A 16,093-nucleotide genomic window follows, 5' to 3' on the forward strand; every position below is an offset into this window, starting at 1 on the left:
ACTTAGCATACGAAAAAAGCCCCCACGGCGCGCGTGGGGGTAAGGCGGGGAAAATTAGTGGCGCTCAGACAGCAAGCGCTGCAATTCCTTCAGGTCGCTCTTGCGGCGGCGCGAGCGGAACACGGAATAGGCAATCAGCCCAGCAACGGCCGCGCCGACGCCACCGAGCACCAACTGCACGTTGCGGTCCTGCAACTTTTCGGTGGCGGCGTTCTTGGCGTCATCGACGAGGTTTTGCGGCTTGCTGCGATCCGCAATTTCATCCAGGGTGCTAGCCAGCTGGCGCCGGGTGCGTTCGATATCGCGTTGAATATCTTCAATATTGCGTGCCACGGAATTCTCCTCTTAGCTTAAGTTTCGCTCTTAACGAGCTTATCTTACCGTGCAGGGCCTCCCCCGCGCAGGCCGGGGAGCACGTAAAGTAGGTCCCATGACTGAAACTCGTTTGAACGTAGGAGATACCGCCCCCGCTTTTTCGCTTGCCGATGCCACCGGCAACACCATTTCCCTCTCCGATTACGCAGGCCAGCGCGTACTGGTGTACTTCTACCCGCGCGCCAATACCCCAGGATGCACCAAGGAAGCCTGTGATTTTCGCGATTCCCTCGAGGAGCTCAATGAGCTTAATATCGCGGTGGTAGGCATCTCCCCCGATAAGCCCGAAGCGCTGGCGAAGTTCCGCGATGATCACGACCTCAACTTCCCGTTGCTTTCTGATCCCGATAAGTCCGTCATGACCGCGTATGGCGCCTTCGGGGAGAAGAAGAACTACGGCAAGGTGGTCCAGGGCGTTATCCGTTCCACTTTCCTCGTGGAGCCGGATGGCACCATCGGCCAGACCCACTACAACGTGAAGGCCACTGGGCACGTCGCGCGCGTGATGAAGGGCCTCGAGTAAGCCGGTGGAGGAGATCCTCGTCCCGCGGCGTCGGCCAGCGCAGGCGCGCAGCCGGGAGCGCTTTTCTCGCATTGTGCAGGCGGCGCGCGCCGTGCTTGTCGATGTCGGCTTCGAATCCTTCACCTTCGATGAAGTCGCCCACCGCGCCGAGGTTCCCATCGGCACGCTGTATCAGTTCTTTGCCAATAAATACGTGCTCATCTGCGAGCTCGACCGGCAAGATACCGCCACCAGCCTGGCCGAAATCGAGTGCTTTTCGCGCCTCGTGCCGGCCCCGCAGTGGCCGGATGTTTTGGATGAATTCATCGACCACTTGGCGCGGATGTGGCGCGAGGATCCTTCCCGGCGCGCCGTTTGGCACGCCATCCAGTCCACCCCAGCGACGCGGGCCACGGCCGCCGATACCGAGCTGCAGCTCTTGGAGCCGCTCGCCGAGATCCTTCGCCCGCTGGCCACCGAGCACAGCGATGCGCAACGCATTGAGCTGGCGAGCTTCCTTATCCACACCGTAGTTTCGCTGCTCAATTACGCCATTTCGGGCGATCCAGACAAGTTCGATTCCGTGGTCATGGAGCTAAAGCGCATGCTGATTTCGTATCTCTTCGCGGTTGCCGCGGGATAAGTTTGTAGACGTTTATACAAGTTATCCACAGGCCGGCGCTGGGCGCGATTGGCGCCGCGGTAGCGCGCGCCTAGATTTGCAGGCATGAACGCACTGCAGGCCTATGCCACCCAGATTTCCTCGGCGATGGATATCCTCGCCGAGGCCCACGGCATGCCTGAAAGCGACCTCATCGAGCTCGGCCTGCCGGATGTCGAGGCCCGCGAGCTGCTCTGCCTGGCGGAGGTTTATTTCGGCACCACTTCCTTTAGCCGCAAGCAGCGCCTTGCCGCCGCGGGCGCGCGCCACCACGATTTGGTGACGCTCAAGCTCATCGAGAAGTACGCCACCCGCGCGGCCACCAAGCGCGCCGCGTGGAACCTGCGCGTAGAGCTGTGCCGGCAACACGGACCAGCCTCCGAGATTGCCCGGCTTGCTAAAAAGCGCCTGCGCGAATGGCGCCCGCGCCGCCGGCCACCGCGCGAGGGCGTACAACTCCTGCGCCGCCCAGAAGGACCGTGGACGATGCGCATTACCGCGCCCTCGTCCTTCCTCGCGGATCTCGATTCCGCCCTCGACCCCGATAACCCGCTCGCATCCTTCCGCGAACTCATCCGCGGCGAGGGCGCTGCCACGGTGCAGACCACGACGAACGTGATTATCCCGCTCAACGCGCTGGATCAAATACTGGAAGGCGATGGCGACGAGGTCACGCTTCGGCTGACCAACGGCTCGACCATCACCGGCGCGCAGCTCGTCGAGCGCACCTTCAGTGAGCACGGGCTAGCCACGCTAATCCACCCGGTAAAGGGCCCGGTCAACCTGTATCGGACCTCGCGGTTTGCCTCGGAAAAGCAGCGGCTGATGGCCGCCGCTGAAAACCCCACCTGCCCGTGGCCGCCGTGCAATCACCCGGCGGATAAGTCTCAGATCCACCATATGCAGGCGTGGAAGCATGGCGGGATGACCAACGCGGAGAACCTCACCGTGTGCTGCCCGTACCACAACGGGGTGAACCAAGACGATCCGAACGCCCCGCCCTTGCGCGGCCGCCTTGCCCGGGTAAACGGCAAGGTCCGCTGGGTCCGCTAGCGCTGCCTCATCGAGGTAGCGCTACTCGGCGTGCCTAAGCAGCTCTGCGCACACAACAGCGGGAAAGTGCGTCCGGGACATCCGGTCGAAGTCCTCCCTGCCCAGCGCACCCGCGCCCTCTGGCACGCTGCCCCACAACCGGTAGCCCGTGACCACCGGAAGCTCGTCCACGTTTAGCTTCGCCGCCAAGTCCGGCTCCGCGGGCAAGCTGCCACCGATGAGCCCCATCACGTTAATCCCGCGCCGCTGCGCCTCGCGAACGGTAAGTTCAGCGGCGTTGAGGCTGCCGAGGCCGAGGGAGGTGACGATGAGGAGGTTGGTGGCGACATCGGCAAGCGTGTAGTCGTCTGCCAAACGCACCAGCAGACCGCCGGCGCCTTCCACCAGCACCACACGGCCTGGTGCGTCCAACCCTGCGATCCAGTCCCGGAGTTCCTCTTTGCTCGGCGGCGTCATGCCCGCCCGGCGCGCCGAGAGGTTCGGTGCTAGCGGTTCGGGAAAGCGCGCCATCTCCGTGACCTCGACCCCGGCCAGGTCCCGCACCGTCGCCGCGTCGCCGCTCTTGTCCGGCTCGCCGGTCTGCAGGGGCTTGGCATAGACAACCTCGCACCCGCTCTGGGCAAAGGCACTGGCGAGCGCCGCCGTGGCCACCGTTTTTCCCACGTCGGTATTGGTGCCGGTGACAAAGATAATCATCGCTTTCCTCCTGCTACTGCAGCGCGCACCCCGCGGCAAATCTGCGCGACCTCGTCCTCGGTGCTGATAAACGGTGGCATGGTGTAGATGAGGCGGCCGAACGGGCGCAGCCACACGCCCTGGTCCACCGCTGCATCCGTGGCGCCTGCCATGTCGACGTCGCGCTCCATCTCCACCACGCCGATAGCCCCCAGCACCCGCACGTCTGCCACGCCCGGCTCGCCCTCCAACCCGGAAAGCCCGGCGCGCAGCTGCTTCTCGATGCCCGCAACCTGCCCCCGCCACGTTCCCTCCAGGATCATGGAGGTCGCCTCGGCAGATACCGCGCAAGCCAACGGGTTAGCCATAAAGGTCGGTCCGTGCATAAGCGCGCGGGGGTGCATACCCTCGGCTACCCGGGCGGTGGCAAGCGTGGCGGCCATCGTCATGAAACCACCGGTCATCGCCTTGCCCACGCACATGATATCTGGCACCACTCCCGCCGCCTGGGTGGTAAAGAGGTCCCCGGTGCGCCCAAACCCCGTGGCGATTTCATCCGCGATCAGCACGATTCCATGGCGGTCGCAGATTTCGCGCGCCCCGCGCACCAACTCGTGATCGTGGAAGCGCATGCCGCCGGCGCCTTGGACGACGGGCTCGATAATCAGGGCCGCGACCTCGTCGGTAATGCAGCCCTCCAATTCGCGCAGGTAGTCCTCGCGCGCCTTCTCGCTCGCCCCGCGCGTGGGCGGTGCCGGGGCGAAAATCTGCTGCGCCAGGGTACCGGTCCACATCGAGTGCATGCCGCCATCGGGATCACACACGCTCATCGCGGCGAAAGTATCGCCGTGATAACCCGAGCGCCAGGTCAGCATCTTGGTGCGCTCCGGGTGGCCAATCCCCTGCTGATATTGCAGGGCCATCTTGATTGCTACCTCCACCGAAACCGATCCCGAGTCCGCATAAAAGACCTGCGCGAAGTCGTGGCGCGTAAGCTCCATAAGATTGGCCGTCAGCCGCGCCGCCGGCTCGTGCGTGAGCCCGCCGAACATCACGTGGCTCATGCGATCGATCTGCTCCTTGGCGGCCGCGGTAAGCCGCGGGTGGCTGTGCCCGTGGGCGGCGGCCCACCAGGAGGACATGGCGTCGATGAGCTGGGTGCCATCGGCAAGCGTGAGGTGGACGCCCGCGGCCGACTCCACGACGCGCGTGGGCGCGCCGGGCTCGGCGTAGGGGTGCCAGATGTGGTGGGCATCGATTGTCGCTATGTCGTTAGTAGAAATATCCACCAAATTAGATCTAGCACACACTCTCGGCCGCTATAGTCCTTTTTATGAAAGTTCTTGAACGGCGTTCAATTCGCCGCGTACCCGTGGTTTTGCCGGCGGTTGCGGGCATCGAGATGTGGGAGCGCTTCAGCTTTTATGGCATGCAAGCCATCCTCGCGTACTAACCTCCGGCGGGCTTGGCATGGAGCAAACGCAGGCCACCGCGCTCGTCGGCGCGTACGGCAGCCTGCTCTATCTTTTCACGTTTGTGGGCGGCTGGGTCAGCGACCGCCTCTTGGGCGCCGAGCGCACCCTGCTTACCGGCGCCGGATTGTTGGTGTGCGGGCACTTTGCTCTTTCACTTATCCCCGGCACCGCTGGGCTCATCATCGGGCTCTTGCCGCTCGCGCTTGGCTCGGGGCTGCTCAAGACCGCCGCGATAACGATTCTGGGCGCCGCTTTCCCCGCCGAGGCCGGCGCGCGCGACGGGGTCTTTCAGATTTTCTACCTCGGCATCAATATCGGCGCGCTTTTTGGCCCCATGCTCACGGGCTGGCTGGCGGAGGAATACGGCTACCACGCCGGATTCTTCGCCGCAGCGGTGCTCATGTGCTGCGGCTGCGCCACCTACGGCGCACTGCGGAAAAAGATAAACGTTCCGTCGCGCCCACCACACCCCACCCAGGCCCCGGGTAAGGCGGGGCTGATCGCGCTGGCGGCGCTTGTAGCCGGCGTGCTGCTCGTCATCACCGTCTCCCCGGAGACGCTGACGGTGCTGCTTCTTATCGCCACGGTAGCGGCCGCAGCGGGGCTTTTTGCCAGCATGCTACGATCCCCGCAGGTCACCGCGGATGAGCGGCGCCGCATCCTGGACTTCATTCCGCTCTTCGCTTGTTCGACGGCCTACTGGACTCTGCAGCCGCAAATATACGGCGTGCTCGCGGTCTATTCGGATCAGCGCCTCAACCGAACCATCGGCGGATTCGAAATCCCGCCGGCGTGGACGCAATCACTCAACCCGCTATTTATCCTGCTGCTCTCGCTGCCGTTGGCGGCGGGCATGACGCGCTGGGCCAACTCGCGGCGCGCGCTCATGGGCTGCGGCATCATCTTCGCCGGTGCAGGCATGTTCCTCCTGCTGCCCTTTGTCGGCGGCGGGGAAAATTCCACGCCGTTCCTCGTGCTAGCGGGCACCATCTTTTTGATGTCTCTCGGCGAGCTCTTCATCGGCCCAGTGGGCATGGCCGCATCCGCCGCCCACGCGCCGCGGGCCTATGCCACCCGCTTTTCCGCGCTGTACTTCCTCACGATGGCCATCGGCGCCTCGCTGGCCGGTTCGATGTCGCAGCTGTACGATCCCACCTCGGCATCTGCCGAAACGACCTACCTTCTTATCATGGGCGGCGTCCCCGTCATCCTGGGGCTGGTGCTCCTCCTGCGGCGCAGGTAGGCCTCTATCGCCCGGCAGACTCGTCGAGCGCGCGGTCCGCCATCAGCACGTCGCGCATGCCGCTGAATAGGTCGCCCATGCCCTGCGGGTTGGAGGGCATGTAAAGCACGGAGGCTTGGCCGTTATTCGAGACATCGACCATCGCATCGAGGTACTGCGATACCAGCATGAGGACCTCGGGGGATTCCTGGACCCCGGCATCGCGCAGTAGCTCGTATTGCTGGGCGATGCCCTCTACAATCTCCTTGCGCTGCTCAGCAACGCCCCTACCCTGCAGCTTCTTTGCCTCCGCGGCGCCCTCGGCTTCTTTGACCACGCGAATCTTTTCCGCCTCCGCCTGGGCGATGGCCGCCTCGCGCTCGCGCTGCGCCGCGTTAATGGAGTTCATGGATTCACGCACGCGGGAATCCGGGCGGATATCGGTTACCAGCGTATTGACGAAGTTCCAGCCGTATTCGGCCATATTATCCCGCAGCGAGGCCGCCACGTTCTGCGCGATGGTGTCCTTGGAGGAAAAGGACTCATCCAAGCCCATATTCGCCACCGACGAGCGCACATTATCTTGCACATAGGCCACGATCTGCTGCTCGTGGTTGGACAGCATATAAAAGGCCTCGCGCTCGCGGCCCTCTACGACCTCGTACTGCACCGCGACCGGAATTTGGACGAAGACATTATCCTTCGTCTTGGTTTCTACCATCACGTCCAGCTGGCGTACCTGCAGCGAAATCTTATCGCGCACGCGGTCGATCCAGGGCATCTTGAAGTGCAAGCCCGCGTGGGCGACCGTCTGGAATTTACCCAACCGTTCCAAGATGGCCGCCTCGCGGGTACGCACGATGTAGTACCCATCGAATACGGTGCCGAGAATCAGCAAGATGATGACGCCGATGATGATTAAGCTCAACATTTCCTCTCCCTAACTACGTGTGTGAAATTAATTTTCGCACAGGCAGAAAGGGAGCGCTAGTGGTCATCGATAAGTGCAAAGAGCTTGCCCATCACCTCCGCACCGTTCTCGCCGATGCCATTGTGCTGGTACTCATTCGTCACCCACGGCCGCAGATCGCCCAAGTGCGCGGCGGTGGCCAGGGATTCTTCCAGGGGAACGAAGATATCGTCGAGGTAGATGGCGGCGGCGGTGGTGGGGGCATCGGCAAGCGCATAAGGCGCAGTAAATTCCCGCTCCGCCAAGCCGTGCGCACCCTCCTTGAATGCTTGCAGCGCCGGGTCCTCGTCGAACTGCCACGGGAAAATATGCTCGCCGGTCAGCCAGGTACCGGACTCGGCAAACTCCGGGAACTCCTCGCGCACGCGGTGTGCCGACCACTGCGTCGCCGCCTGCCCGCCGCTGCCGGCATAAATGGACTCGTGGATCGCCGCATAAAGCGGGGCCTCCGCAAAGCTCACGCGCTCGCCGATACCCCACAGGAAATCATCCCGCAGCACCTTCTCTCCCCGCACGGTGCGGAAGGGCTCTTCCAGGAGGTAGGCCAGGCCGTCGAAGCCGGTGCCCCGCCCCAAATCGGTGCCGATGGTGCGAAAGCGCAGCGAGGACAGCCGCTCGCCGGTGTGCAGGCGCTCGTCGGAATTATCGAGGTGGTCGATGATTTCCTCGATGCGGCGCTGCACCCAGGGGAATTCGCGGTAGAAGCGCTCCTGGCGGGCCTTGAGCTTGCTAAAAGTCGCGCGGTAGAGGTGATCCGCGCCCTGCAGCGTGGGGATACCGCCGGTGAAAAACGCGTGCTTGACCGACTCTGGTGCTTGGGACAGGTACGCGGTGATGCAAAAGCCGCCGAAGGACTGGCCGAACAGGGACCAAGTCTCCAGCCCCAGGTGCTCGCGCAGGCGCTCGGCATCGCGCACGATATTGTCTTGGCGCAGCAAGGCCAGGTGTTCGGCGCTGCGCTCTTCTGCGGGGCTCAGCCTATCGATGCGGTGCGAACGCCCCGTGCCGCGCTGATCGAGGAGGATGACGCGGTAGCGCTCGAGCGCCTTGCCGATAAGCCCCGTCGGCTTGACCGGCCGCGGCGCCGGAAATCCCGGGCCTCCCTGCAGGTACAGCAGCGCCGGCAGGTCCTCGCCTCCTGGCGGGATGATTTCACGGGCATAGAGATCAAAAGTCCCGCGCGGATTGTCATAATCCCACGGGACTTCCAGGGTGTGTTCAATAATATCGTGGCCGAAGCGGCGGTAGTGAGTCATGCCCACCCAGGTTAGTAGACCTCCAGGCCCTTTGCGCGGAAAACGTCGCGGACTTTTTCCACGTCCTCCGGTTTCGGCGGCTTGGTATCTGCCAAGTGGTAGGTCATATCGAGCCCCTCCCACTTGTCCTTGCCCATATTGTGGAAGGGCAAGACCTCGACGCGCTCCACATTGGACTTCCACCGCGCCACAATGGAGGCGACGTTTTCGACGTTCTCGGCCGAATCCGTCAGGCCCGGCACGACGACGAAGCGAATCCACACCGGCTTGCCTATCGCGTTGAGGCGGTCACCAAAATCGAGCGTGGGCTGCAGCTGGCGCCTCGTTACGCGCTGATAGGTTTCCTCGTCGCCCGACTTCACGTCCAGCAGCACGAGATCGATATTGTCCAGGTCCTCATCGCGCAGGCGCGAGCCTAAGAAGCCTGAGGTATCGATGGTGGTGTGGATGCCGGCGTCGTGGACCTCCTTAAGCACGCGGCGGGTAAACGCAATCTGGAAGAGGGGCTCACCACCGGAGATGGTCAGGCCGCCACCGGAAGCCTGGAAGATGGGCTTGTAGCGCTTGATGCGCTTGACCACATCGTCTACCCGCTCCAAGGTGCCGGTCTTCATCTCCATGGTGTCCGGGTTATGGCAGTACTGGCAGCGCAGGGGGCAGCCGGACATGAACATGGTCATGCGGGTGCCCGGGCCGTCGACGGCGGTTACCAGCTCCCAAGAGTGCACGAGGGCGATATCGCCGGTGCGGCGCGCCTCCATGAGCTCGGGGCGGGTAATCTCATCGAGTTCGTGGTCGGTTCCCAGGCCCGCGGCAACACCGCGAACGCGCTCGCCGGATTCCGGCGACAGGGTGACCACACCAGTAATGCCATCAGCCATGATTATGAACCCTGGTGGAAGGTGCGGGAAATGACGTCAAGCTGCTGCTCCTTTGTGAGCTTGACAAAGTTGACCGCGTAGCCAGAGACGCGAACGGTGAGGTTCGGGTACTTCTCTGGGTGCTCGACGGCATCTTCCAGCGTGGACTTGTCCAGCACGTTGATGTTGGCGTGGTACAGGCCAGAGTTCATCTTGTGCTCGTCGCGGCTGGCCTTCATGTCTGAAAGGCGTTCTGCATAGGTTGGGGTTGCCATGATGGTTCTCCTTGTCGTGATTCTTATTGTTCCATGATGAAGCCGGCATCCAGCACGCCCACCAGGTTGGTGATGCGCTCTTCTGGGGTGCGGCCCAATCCGGACGGGGTGATGGTATTGGTCAGCGAGATGCCGTCCAGGGCATCCTTGTAATCCAACTTGCCCACCGACAGCATGGAGGCGACCATGCCGTGGTTATCCGCGCCGTTTTCTGGGTTAGCACCCGGGGAGAAGGGGGTGCCGGCCTTGTGGCCCGACGGGAAGGAACCTGTTGCCTTGCCGTAAACCACGTTGGAGGTAATGGTCAGCACGGACTGGGTGGGGATGGCGTTGCGGTACATCGGGATGGCCTTAATCTTTTCCATCACGGTGTGCACGATGGTGGCGGCGATATCATCGGCGCGGTCATCGTCGTTGCCGTAGAACGGGAATTCGCCTTCGGTGATGTAATCCGTAATCAGGCCGGTCTCATCCCGGACCGGGGTGACCTTGGCGTACTTGATGGCAGAAAGCGAATCGGCGACGATGGAAAGTCCCGCGATGCCGCAGCCCATGGAGCGGATGATATTGGAATCATGCAGCGCCATTTCCACGGCCTCGTAGGCGTACTTATCGTGCGAGTAGTGGATGATGTTTAGCGCCTCGACGTAGGTGCCAACCACCCAGTCCAGCATCTCCTCGTACTTTTGCCAGACCTCGTCGAAGTCCAACGGGCCATCGCCTTGAATCGGCTCGTAGCCTTCGACGATTTGCTTGCCGGAGACCTCGTCCCGGCCGCCGTTCATGGCATAGAGCAGGGCCTTGGCGGCATTGACGCGGGCGCCGAAGAACTGCATCTGCTTGCCCACTTCCATCGGGGACACGCAGCAGGCAATCGCGGCGTCATCGCCCCACTCGTCGCGAATCTGGCGGTCAGACTCGTATTGGATGGAGGAGGTTTCGATGGAGATGTGCGCGCAGAATTCCTTGTAGCCTGCGGGAAGCTCCGGATCCCAGAAAATGGTGATATTCGGCTCCGGTGATGGCCCCAGGTTGATCAGGGTCTGCAGGAGGCGGAAGGAGGTCTTGGTGACCATGTGGCGGCCATCGCTGCCGAAGCCAGCATCGGACCAGGTGGCCCAGTACGGGTCGCCGGAGAAAATCTGGTCATAGTCGATGGTGCGCAGGAAGCGGACGATGCGCAGCTTCAGCACGAGCGCGTCGATGATTTCCTGTGCCTGCTCCTCGGTGATGATGCCAGCGGCTAGGTCGCGCTCGAAGTAGCAGTCGAAGAACGCAGACAGGCGGCCGATGGACATGGCGGCACCATCCTGGGACTTGATGGAGGCGAGGTAGCCAAAGTAGGTCCACTGCACGGCCTCGTGTGCGGTGCGCGCCGGCTCGGAGATGTCAAAACCGTAGGACTCGGCCATCGCCTTGAGCTTCTTCAGGGCCTTGATCTGCTCGGAGTGCTCCTCGCGGTAGCGGGCCCAGTGCTCGGAAAAGCCGGCATCGGCAATGGCATCGCGGGCCTCAATCTTTTCTTGGATGAGGAAGTCCACGCCGTACAGCGCCACGCGGCGGTAATCGCCGATGATGCGGCCGCGGCCATAGGCATCGGGCAGGCCGGTGATGATGTGTGATGAACGGGCGGCGCGGATGCGCGGGGTGTAGATATCGAAGACCGCATCGTTGTGGGTCTTGCGGTAGCGGGTGAAGATCTTCTCCACCTCGGGGTCTACCTCTTTACCTGCCTCGCCGATGGCCTGCTTCACCATGCGCCAGCCGCCGAACGGCATCATGGCGCGCTTGAGCGGCGTATCGGTTTGTAGGCCGACGATGACGTCATCGTCTTCTGAGATGTAGCCGGCCGGGAAGGCATCGATATCGGTCGGGGTGTGCGTATCGACATCGTAAATGCGCTTTTCGCGCTCGACTGACAGGTAGTCCTTTTCCAGGGTGTCCCACACGCGCAGCGTCTTATCGGTGGGGCCAGCGAGGAAGCTGGAATCGCCGTCATAAGGCGTGTAGTTGCGCTGGATGAAATCGCGGACGTTGATGCCCTCGGTCCAAGGGCCGGGCGCAAAACCTTCCCACCCTTGATACTGCTGGGGCTTAGTTGCGGTAGTCATAATTCCCTTCTTCTGGGTCAAATTTCCCGGGGCACATGCCGCCTTTTTCTTCCCGCAGCATCAAGCCCCGTCACCTCTCCATTGTCGGCCCGATTCGCGAAATTAACAACCATAAACATCGCCGTGAGCACCAGTTATAAACCGGTCATCATACTTTGCTGGTAGCCCGATTTATATAAACCTCCCGTACGTTTTTGTTCGGGGGCAATCTAGCCCCGATCGTGGCTTTGCTCACGTACACTTTGGCGCCGACCTGCGTGTACCTCTACTGTTAAGGCGGTCAGCTTCGCTTCCGTAACAAGGAGGACTTCGTGGCGTCCCAGCCCAAGCACCCCGTAGACATCGTTCCCCCCGCGCCGAAACTCGCCGCCCTTGGGCTGCAGCACGTCCTCGCGTTTTATGCCGGGGCGGTCATCGTCCCGCTGCTCATCGCCAGCTCGTTGAACCTGGACGCGGAAACTACCATCCACCTCATCAATGCCGACCTTTTAACCTGCGGCATTGCGACGATCATTCAGTCGGTGGGCATCGGCAAGCATATTGGCGTGCGCCTGCCCATCGTGCAGGGCGTGACCACGACGGCGGTATCGCCCATCATCGCGATTGGCCTGGGAGCCACCGACGGCGAGGGCGGGGTGGCATCGCTGCCCACGATTTACGGCGCCATCATCGTCGCGGGCCTTTTTACCTTCTTCGCCGCGCCAGTCTTTGGCAAGGTGCTGCGCTTCTTCCCGCCGGTGGTTACCGGTTCGGTGCTGCTGGTGATGGGCACCTCGCTGCTGGCGGTATCGGCCAATGACTTTGTCAATTATGCCGAGGGCGTGCCGGCCACGCGCGATTTGCTCTATGGCTTTGGCACGCTGGCGGTCATCATTATGGTGCAGCGTTTTTCCTCCGGCTTCGTGGGCACGTTGGCGGTGCTCATCGGCTTGGTCCTGGGCACGGGCGTGGCGCTCGCGCTTGGCGATGCCTCCTTTAGCGAAGTCTCCTCCTCCCCCGCCCTCGGCATTACGACGCCGTTTTATTTCGGCATGCCGCAATTTGACCTCGTGGCGATCTTCTCGCTGATTATCGTCATGATCATCACGATGGTGGAAACGACCGGCGATGTGTTTGCCACCGGTGAAATCGTCAAAAAGCGCATCCGCCGCGATGACGTGGTGCGCGCCATCCGCGCCGATGGTGTCTCCACCCTGGTAGGCGGCGTGATGAATTCCTTCCCTTATACCTGCTTCGCGCAGAACGTCGGCTTGGTGCGCCTGACCAATGTGAAATCTCGCTGGGTGGCCGTGGCCGCCGCGGGGTTCATGATCGTGCTGGGCCTGTTGCCGAAGGCCGGCGCGGTGGTTGCCGCGATTCCGTCGCCGGTGCTCGGCGGCGCATCGCTCGCGCTTTTTGCCAACGTGGCGTGGGTGGGCCTGCAGACCATTGCAAAGTCGGATCTCAGCGATGGCCGCAACTCCGTCATCGTCACCTCCGCGCTGGGCCTGGCCATGCTGGTGACCTTCAAGCCGGAGGTTGCCACTGCCTTCCCTGAGTGGGCGCAGACCTTCGTTTCTTCTGGCATGTCCATCGGCGCGATTACCGCCATCCTGCTCAACTTGTTGTTCTTCCACACCGGCAGCGCGAGCGCACAGGTCTCGCGCGCCGATGGCAAGGGCGTGAGCCTCAACGAGCTGAACGAGGCCTCGCGCGAGGAGTTTACCGCCGCGCTGCGCCCGCTCTTTAATAATGAGACCTGGCCGCTGGATCTGGCCTGGCAGTCCCGGCCGTTTAGCGATGTCAACGAGCTGCGCGCCGCCATCCAGGTTGCCGTGCTGACCGCGGATGCTGAACGCCGCGATGCGCTCATCCACGACTACCCCGCGATGGACGAGCTGCTTTTGGCCTCTGCCGATGAGGCGGCGAATATTTCCGCCGACCGCGGCTCGCTGGGACTCAGCGAGCTTGACGACGTGCAAACCGAGCGCATTACCGAGCTATCTGCCGCCTACCGCGAGCGCTTTGGCATGCCCTTTGTCGCGTACCTCGATACCAATGACACGGTGGAGCGCGTCATCGATGCCGGCGTGCGGCGCCTGGCCAATTCCGATGCGCAGGAATATCGCATTGCTCTCAGCGAAATCGTCGAGATCGCCAATGACCGCTTCGATATCCTGCTTGCCGATGCCAACCCCGTCCGCTCCTCCTGGGACCGCAAGTTCACCGAGGTAGATTAGGATCCGCAAAAGCACCGCAGTTCTTCAAGCAAGTACTGCGGTGCTTTTCTTGTGCGCCCGGTGAGACTTGAACTCACACGTCATAAGACACTAGAACCTAAATCTAGCGCGTCTGCCAATTCCGCCACGGGCGCGAGCAACGTTGAATAGTGTACACGGCGGGCTGATAAACAAGAAACTAGGGACATTCCGTATTGCGGCGGCAGATAGGTAGGCTGGGTGAGGTGAGTATGCACGAGGATCAGAAGAAACGGCGCGTGAAGGTGCGGTGGTGGCACATCGCCCTCGTCATATTTTTCGTGGTGCTTTTCCTCTTCCTCGCCTATTGGCAGTGGACGCGCTTCCGCTCCGGCTCAGGCACCTTCCAAAACTTGGGCTATGCCTTTCAGTGGCCGCTTTTTGCGGTATTCGTGGTCTATGCTTATCGCACCACCCTGCGCTATGAAAATGAGCGCCTCGCCGCGGAAAACGAAGCCCGCGAGATGGATTCGCTGCAGGCCTCAAAAAACGCCTCTGAAAATGTCGGCTCAGAATCTGGTTCGATAGGCGGAGATTCGGCAGCTGGTTCGGAGGCCGGTAGCTCGATGGGCCGCGGGTCGGCGGAGAAAACCGCCATCGATGAGGATTTCTTGCCGCAGCGCCCGCAGCTGAATGTGGAAGAGTTTAATGCGTTGAATCAGCCTCGGCGCCGCCGCGGCTCCCCCGCAGAGGGGCGCGACGAAGGTCCGACAGATAAAAGGAGAAAATAAATCATGACAAACCAGGTACACCCAGACCGCAAGGCGCGCATCCGCGGCCCGCTGAAGTTCTTTTCCATCGCGGCCACGGTAACCGGTATTTTCCTGATCATCCTGGTCATCCGCATGTTCTTCCAGTACGTCATGGGCGCAGAAATCCCGGAATGGGCGACCTATATCGCCATCGTGCACGGCATCGCGTACATGACCTATCTGCTGTCCATCCTGATTCTGGGCCCGCGTGCGCTGTGGCCCGCCGGCAAGCTGATTACCACCGCGCTCGCCGGCGTGGTGCCCTTCCTGTCCTTCTGGATGGAGCACAAGCGCCGCAAGGAAATCGAGGAGCAATTCCAGCTCAACGCTTAATTAGCTGGCCAGCTCCGCGATAAGCGGGACCAGCTGGGAAAGGGCGCGGCCGCGGTGCGAGACCGCGTTCTTTTCTGCGGGCGACATTTCCGCCGCAGAACGCGACTCGCCCTCTGGCTGGAAGAGCGGGTCGTATCCAAAACCATTGGCGCCGCGCGGCTCGCGCAATAGGAGGCCTTCCCAACGCCCCTCGGCCACGCGCTCTGTGCCCTCGGGGGTCACGAGGGCACACACGGAGACGAAGGCGGCGGCGCGCCGGTCATCCGGCACATCCGCCATCTGCGCCAAGACTAGGTCATTATTGGCCTGGTCGTTGCCATGTTCGCCGGACCAGCGGGCAGAGAGCACCCCGGGCATGCCGTTGAGCTCCTCGATGGCCAGCCCGGAATCATCCGCGATGGTCACCAGGCCCGTGGCGGCGGCCCCAGCGCGGGCCTTAATGAGCGCGTTATCGGCAAAGGTGCGGCCATTTTCGACGGGCTCTGGGTAGGGTTCGACCTCGGAAAGCAGGCGCAGCTCCACGCCCTCGATGCCCGCCTCGGACAAGATGCGATCGAGCTCGGCCAGCTTCTTCGGATTGCCGGAGGCGACAAGGATTACCATCCCAGCGCCGCTTTCTGCGCCGCGATGAGCTCGCTGCAGCCCTTCTGGGCCACATCCAGCATGCCGTTGAGCTGCTCGCGGCCGAAGAGCCCGTGCTCGCCGGTGCCCTGGATTTCTACGAAGTCGCCGGATTCTTGCATCACCACGTTAAGGTCCACCTCGGCGCGGGAATCTTCCTCATAGGGCAAATCCAAGCAGATTTCGCCGTCGATGATGCCCACGGAGACCGCGGCGATGGGATCGAGCAGTGGCTCGCCGGGGACAACGCCCTCGGCCTTGAGGTGGGTGATGGCATCGGCAAGCGCGACATAGGCGCCGGTGATGGAGGCGGTGCGGGTGCCGCCATCGGCCTGCAGCACGTCGCAGTCGAGCTGGATGGTGTTTTCGCCCAGCTCCTCCAAGTCCACAGCGGCGCGCAGGGAGCGGCCGACCAGGCGGGAAATCTCGTGGGTGCGGCCCTTGACCTTGCCGCGCATGGACTCGCGCGGCATGCGGTCGTGGGTGGCGGACGGCAGCATGGCGTACTCGGCGGTCAGCCAGCCCTCGCCGGAATCGCGCTTAAAACGCGGCACCCCAAGTTCGACGGAGGCGGTGCACATCACGCGGGTATTGCCAAATTCCACCAAGACGGATCCAGCCGGGTTGGTGGTGAAATTGCGGGTAATGCGGACGCTGCGCATTTGGTCGAGCGCGCGCCCATCGGCACGAGTAAATTCAGTCATGCCCTCCAGCG

16 protein-coding genes, 1 tRNA gene and 1 pseudogene are annotated in these 16,093 nt (G+C 62.5%); 7 read left to right on the plus strand and 11 right to left on the minus strand.

Annotated features, from left to right (window positions below; all coding sequences use genetic code 11):
* Nucleotides 1–54 precede the first annotated feature (54 nt).
* Nucleotides 55–333, minus strand: a complete 279-nt coding sequence (locus EL217_RS09010) for a DUF3618 domain-containing protein (RefSeq protein ID WP_005277817.1) — start codon at nt 331–333, stop codon at nt 55–57.
* Between the two features lie 97 nt (nt 334–430).
* Here EL217_RS09010 and bcp point away from each other — a divergent pair, with 97 nt between their 5' ends.
* The 3 genes from bcp to EL217_RS09025 all read left to right on the plus strand — a co-directional run bounded on the left by bcp (nt 431) and on the right by EL217_RS09025 (nt 2,591).
* Nucleotides 431–898 (plus strand): thioredoxin-dependent thiol peroxidase, encoded by a 468-nt coding sequence (gene bcp / locus EL217_RS09015; protein WP_126319680.1) that lies wholly within the window; start codon nt 431–433, stop codon nt 896–898.
* 4 nt (nt 899–902) lie between these two features.
* Nucleotides 903–1,520: a TetR/AcrR family transcriptional regulator gene (locus tag EL217_RS09020; protein ID WP_126319682.1), complete on the plus strand. Its 618-nt coding sequence runs from the start codon at nt 903–905 to the stop codon at nt 1,518–1,520.
* 84 nt (nt 1,521–1,604) lie between these two features.
* Nucleotides 1,605–2,591 (plus strand): HNH endonuclease signature motif containing protein, encoded by a 987-nt coding sequence (locus tag EL217_RS09025; protein ID WP_126319684.1) that lies wholly within the window; start codon nt 1,605–1,607, stop codon nt 2,589–2,591.
* A gap of 21 nt (nt 2,592–2,612) precedes the next feature.
* On the opposite strand, the gene bioD is transcribed toward EL217_RS09025, so the two are convergent.
* Nucleotides 2,613–3,287 carry a dethiobiotin synthase gene (gene bioD / locus EL217_RS09030; protein ID WP_126319686.1) on the minus strand — a complete coding sequence of 225 codons (675 nt, stop codon included), beginning with the start codon at nt 3,285–3,287 and terminating at the stop codon, nt 2,613–2,615.
* Entirely contained in the window at nt 3,284–4,558 is a 1,275-nt protein-coding gene (locus tag EL217_RS09035) for an adenosylmethionine--8-amino-7-oxononanoate transaminase (protein WP_126320055.1), read from the minus strand. Before EL217_RS09035 ends, bioD begins: the two co-directional genes overlap by 4 nt.
* A 41-nt stretch (nt 4,559–4,599) precedes the next feature.
* Between EL217_RS09035 and EL217_RS09040 the strand changes: the two are divergent.
* Nucleotides 4,600–5,984: pseudogene (locus EL217_RS09040) on the plus strand (peptide MFS transporter).
* A 4-nt stretch (nt 5,985–5,988) separates the two neighbouring features.
* On the opposite strand, the gene EL217_RS09045 reads toward EL217_RS09040, so the two are convergent.
* The 5 genes from EL217_RS09045 to pflB are packed head-to-tail and all read right to left on the minus strand — an operon-like array spanning nt 5,989 to nt 11,435.
* Nucleotides 5,989–6,894, minus strand: coding sequence for an SPFH domain-containing protein (locus tag EL217_RS09045; RefSeq protein ID WP_005277794.1), 906 nt, complete (start codon nt 6,892–6,894; stop codon nt 5,989–5,991).
* Between the two features lie 56 nt (nt 6,895–6,950).
* Nucleotides 6,951–8,189, minus strand: a complete 1,239-nt coding sequence (locus EL217_RS09050; protein WP_126319687.1) for an alpha/beta fold hydrolase — start codon at nt 8,187–8,189, stop codon at nt 6,951–6,953.
* An 11-nt stretch (nt 8,190–8,200) separates the two neighbouring features.
* Entirely contained in the window at nt 8,201–9,070 is an 870-nt protein-coding gene (gene pflA / locus EL217_RS09055) for a pyruvate formate-lyase-activating protein (protein WP_005277788.1), read from the minus strand.
* A gap of 2 nt (nt 9,071–9,072) precedes the next feature.
* Nucleotides 9,073–9,324, minus strand: a complete 252-nt coding sequence (gene grcA2 / locus EL217_RS11400) for an autonomous glycyl radical cofactor GrcA2 (RefSeq protein WP_005284503.1) — start codon at nt 9,322–9,324, stop codon at nt 9,073–9,075.
* 23 nt (nt 9,325–9,347) lie between these two features.
* Nucleotides 9,348–11,435 (minus strand): formate C-acetyltransferase, encoded by a 2,088-nt coding sequence (gene pflB, locus EL217_RS09065; protein ID WP_005277782.1) that lies wholly within the window; start codon nt 11,433–11,435, stop codon nt 9,348–9,350.
* Between the two features lie 311 nt (nt 11,436–11,746).
* On the opposite strand from pflB, the gene EL217_RS09070 reads away from it, so the two are divergent.
* Nucleotides 11,747–13,654, plus strand: a complete 1,908-nt coding sequence (locus tag EL217_RS09070) for a solute carrier family 23 protein (RefSeq protein ID WP_126319689.1) — start codon at nt 11,747–11,749, stop codon at nt 13,652–13,654.
* Between the two features lie 52 nt (nt 13,655–13,706).
* On the opposite strand, the gene EL217_RS09075 is transcribed toward EL217_RS09070, so the two are convergent.
* Nucleotides 13,707–13,788: transfer RNA gene (locus EL217_RS09075), tRNA-Leu, on the minus strand.
* Between the two features lie 96 nt (nt 13,789–13,884).
* On the opposite strand from EL217_RS09075, the gene EL217_RS09080 reads away from it, so the two are divergent.
* Nucleotides 13,885–14,403 (plus strand): hypothetical protein, encoded by a 519-nt coding sequence (locus EL217_RS09080; protein WP_126319691.1) that lies wholly within the window; start codon nt 13,885–13,887, stop codon nt 14,401–14,403.
* A gap of 3 nt (nt 14,404–14,406) precedes the next feature.
* A complete protein-coding gene (locus tag EL217_RS09085; protein WP_005277777.1) occupies nt 14,407–14,757 on the plus strand; it encodes a DUF3817 domain-containing protein in 351 nt (116 codons plus the stop codon).
* Here EL217_RS09085 and rdgB read toward each other — a convergent pair whose 3' ends face one another.
* Nucleotides 14,758–15,360 (minus strand): RdgB/HAM1 family non-canonical purine NTP pyrophosphatase, encoded by a 603-nt coding sequence (rdgB, locus tag EL217_RS09090; protein ID WP_126319693.1) that lies wholly within the window; start codon nt 15,358–15,360, stop codon nt 14,758–14,760.
* Complete coding sequence (rph, locus tag EL217_RS09095; RefSeq protein WP_126319695.1) at nt 15,354–16,082, minus strand: ribonuclease PH; 729 nt, start codon at nt 16,080–16,082, stop codon at nt 15,354–15,356. The genes rdgB and rph overlap by 7 nt, the downstream gene beginning before the upstream one ends.
* Between the last annotated feature and the right edge of the window lie 11 nt (nt 16,083–16,093).

Origin of the sequence: Corynebacterium segmentosum (genome assembly GCF_900637825.1) — a bacterium.
Classification (GTDB): domain Bacteria; phylum Actinomycetota; class Actinomycetes; order Mycobacteriales; family Mycobacteriaceae; genus Corynebacterium; species Corynebacterium accolens.

What these genes read in the sequence shown, in the direction of transcription:
- bcp (WP_126319680.1), top strand. Translation starts at nt 431, where the DNA reads ATGACTGAAACTCGTTTGAACGTAGGAGATACCGCCCCCGCTTTTTCG.
- EL217_RS09025 (WP_126319684.1), top strand. Translation starts at nt 1,605, where the DNA reads ATGAACGCACTGCAGGCCTATGCCACCCAGATTTCCTCGGCGATGGAT.
- bioD (WP_126319686.1), bottom strand. Translation starts at nt 3,287, where the DNA reads ATGATTATCTTTGTCACCGGCACCAATACCGACGTGGGAAAAACGGTG.
- EL217_RS09045 (WP_005277794.1), bottom strand. Translation starts at nt 6,894, where the DNA reads ATGTTGAGCTTAATCATCATCGGCGTCATCATCTTGCTGATTCTCGGC.
- EL217_RS09050 (WP_126319687.1), bottom strand. Translation starts at nt 8,189, where the DNA reads ATGACTCACTACCGCCGCTTCGGCCACGATATTATTGAACACACCCTG.
- pflA (WP_005277788.1), bottom strand. Translation starts at nt 9,070, where the DNA reads ATGGCTGATGGCATTACTGGTGTGGTCACCCTGTCGCCGGAATCCGGC.
- grcA2 (WP_005284503.1), bottom strand. Translation starts at nt 9,324, where the DNA reads ATGGCAACCCCAACCTATGCAGAACGCCTTTCAGACATGAAGGCCAGC.
- pflB (WP_005277782.1), bottom strand. Translation starts at nt 11,435, where the DNA reads ATGACTACCGCAACTAAGCCCCAGCAGTATCAAGGGTGGGAAGGTTTT.
- EL217_RS09080 (WP_126319691.1), top strand. Translation starts at nt 13,885, where the DNA reads ATGCACGAGGATCAGAAGAAACGGCGCGTGAAGGTGCGGTGGTGGCAC.
- EL217_RS09085 (WP_005277777.1), top strand. Translation starts at nt 14,407, where the DNA reads ATGACAAACCAGGTACACCCAGACCGCAAGGCGCGCATCCGCGGCCCG.
- rdgB (WP_126319693.1), bottom strand. Translation starts at nt 15,360, where the DNA reads ATGGTAATCCTTGTCGCCTCCGGCAATCCGAAGAAGCTGGCCGAGCTC.
- rph (WP_126319695.1), bottom strand. Translation starts at nt 16,082, where the DNA reads ATGACTGAATTTACTCGTGCCGATGGGCGCGCGCTCGACCAAATGCGC.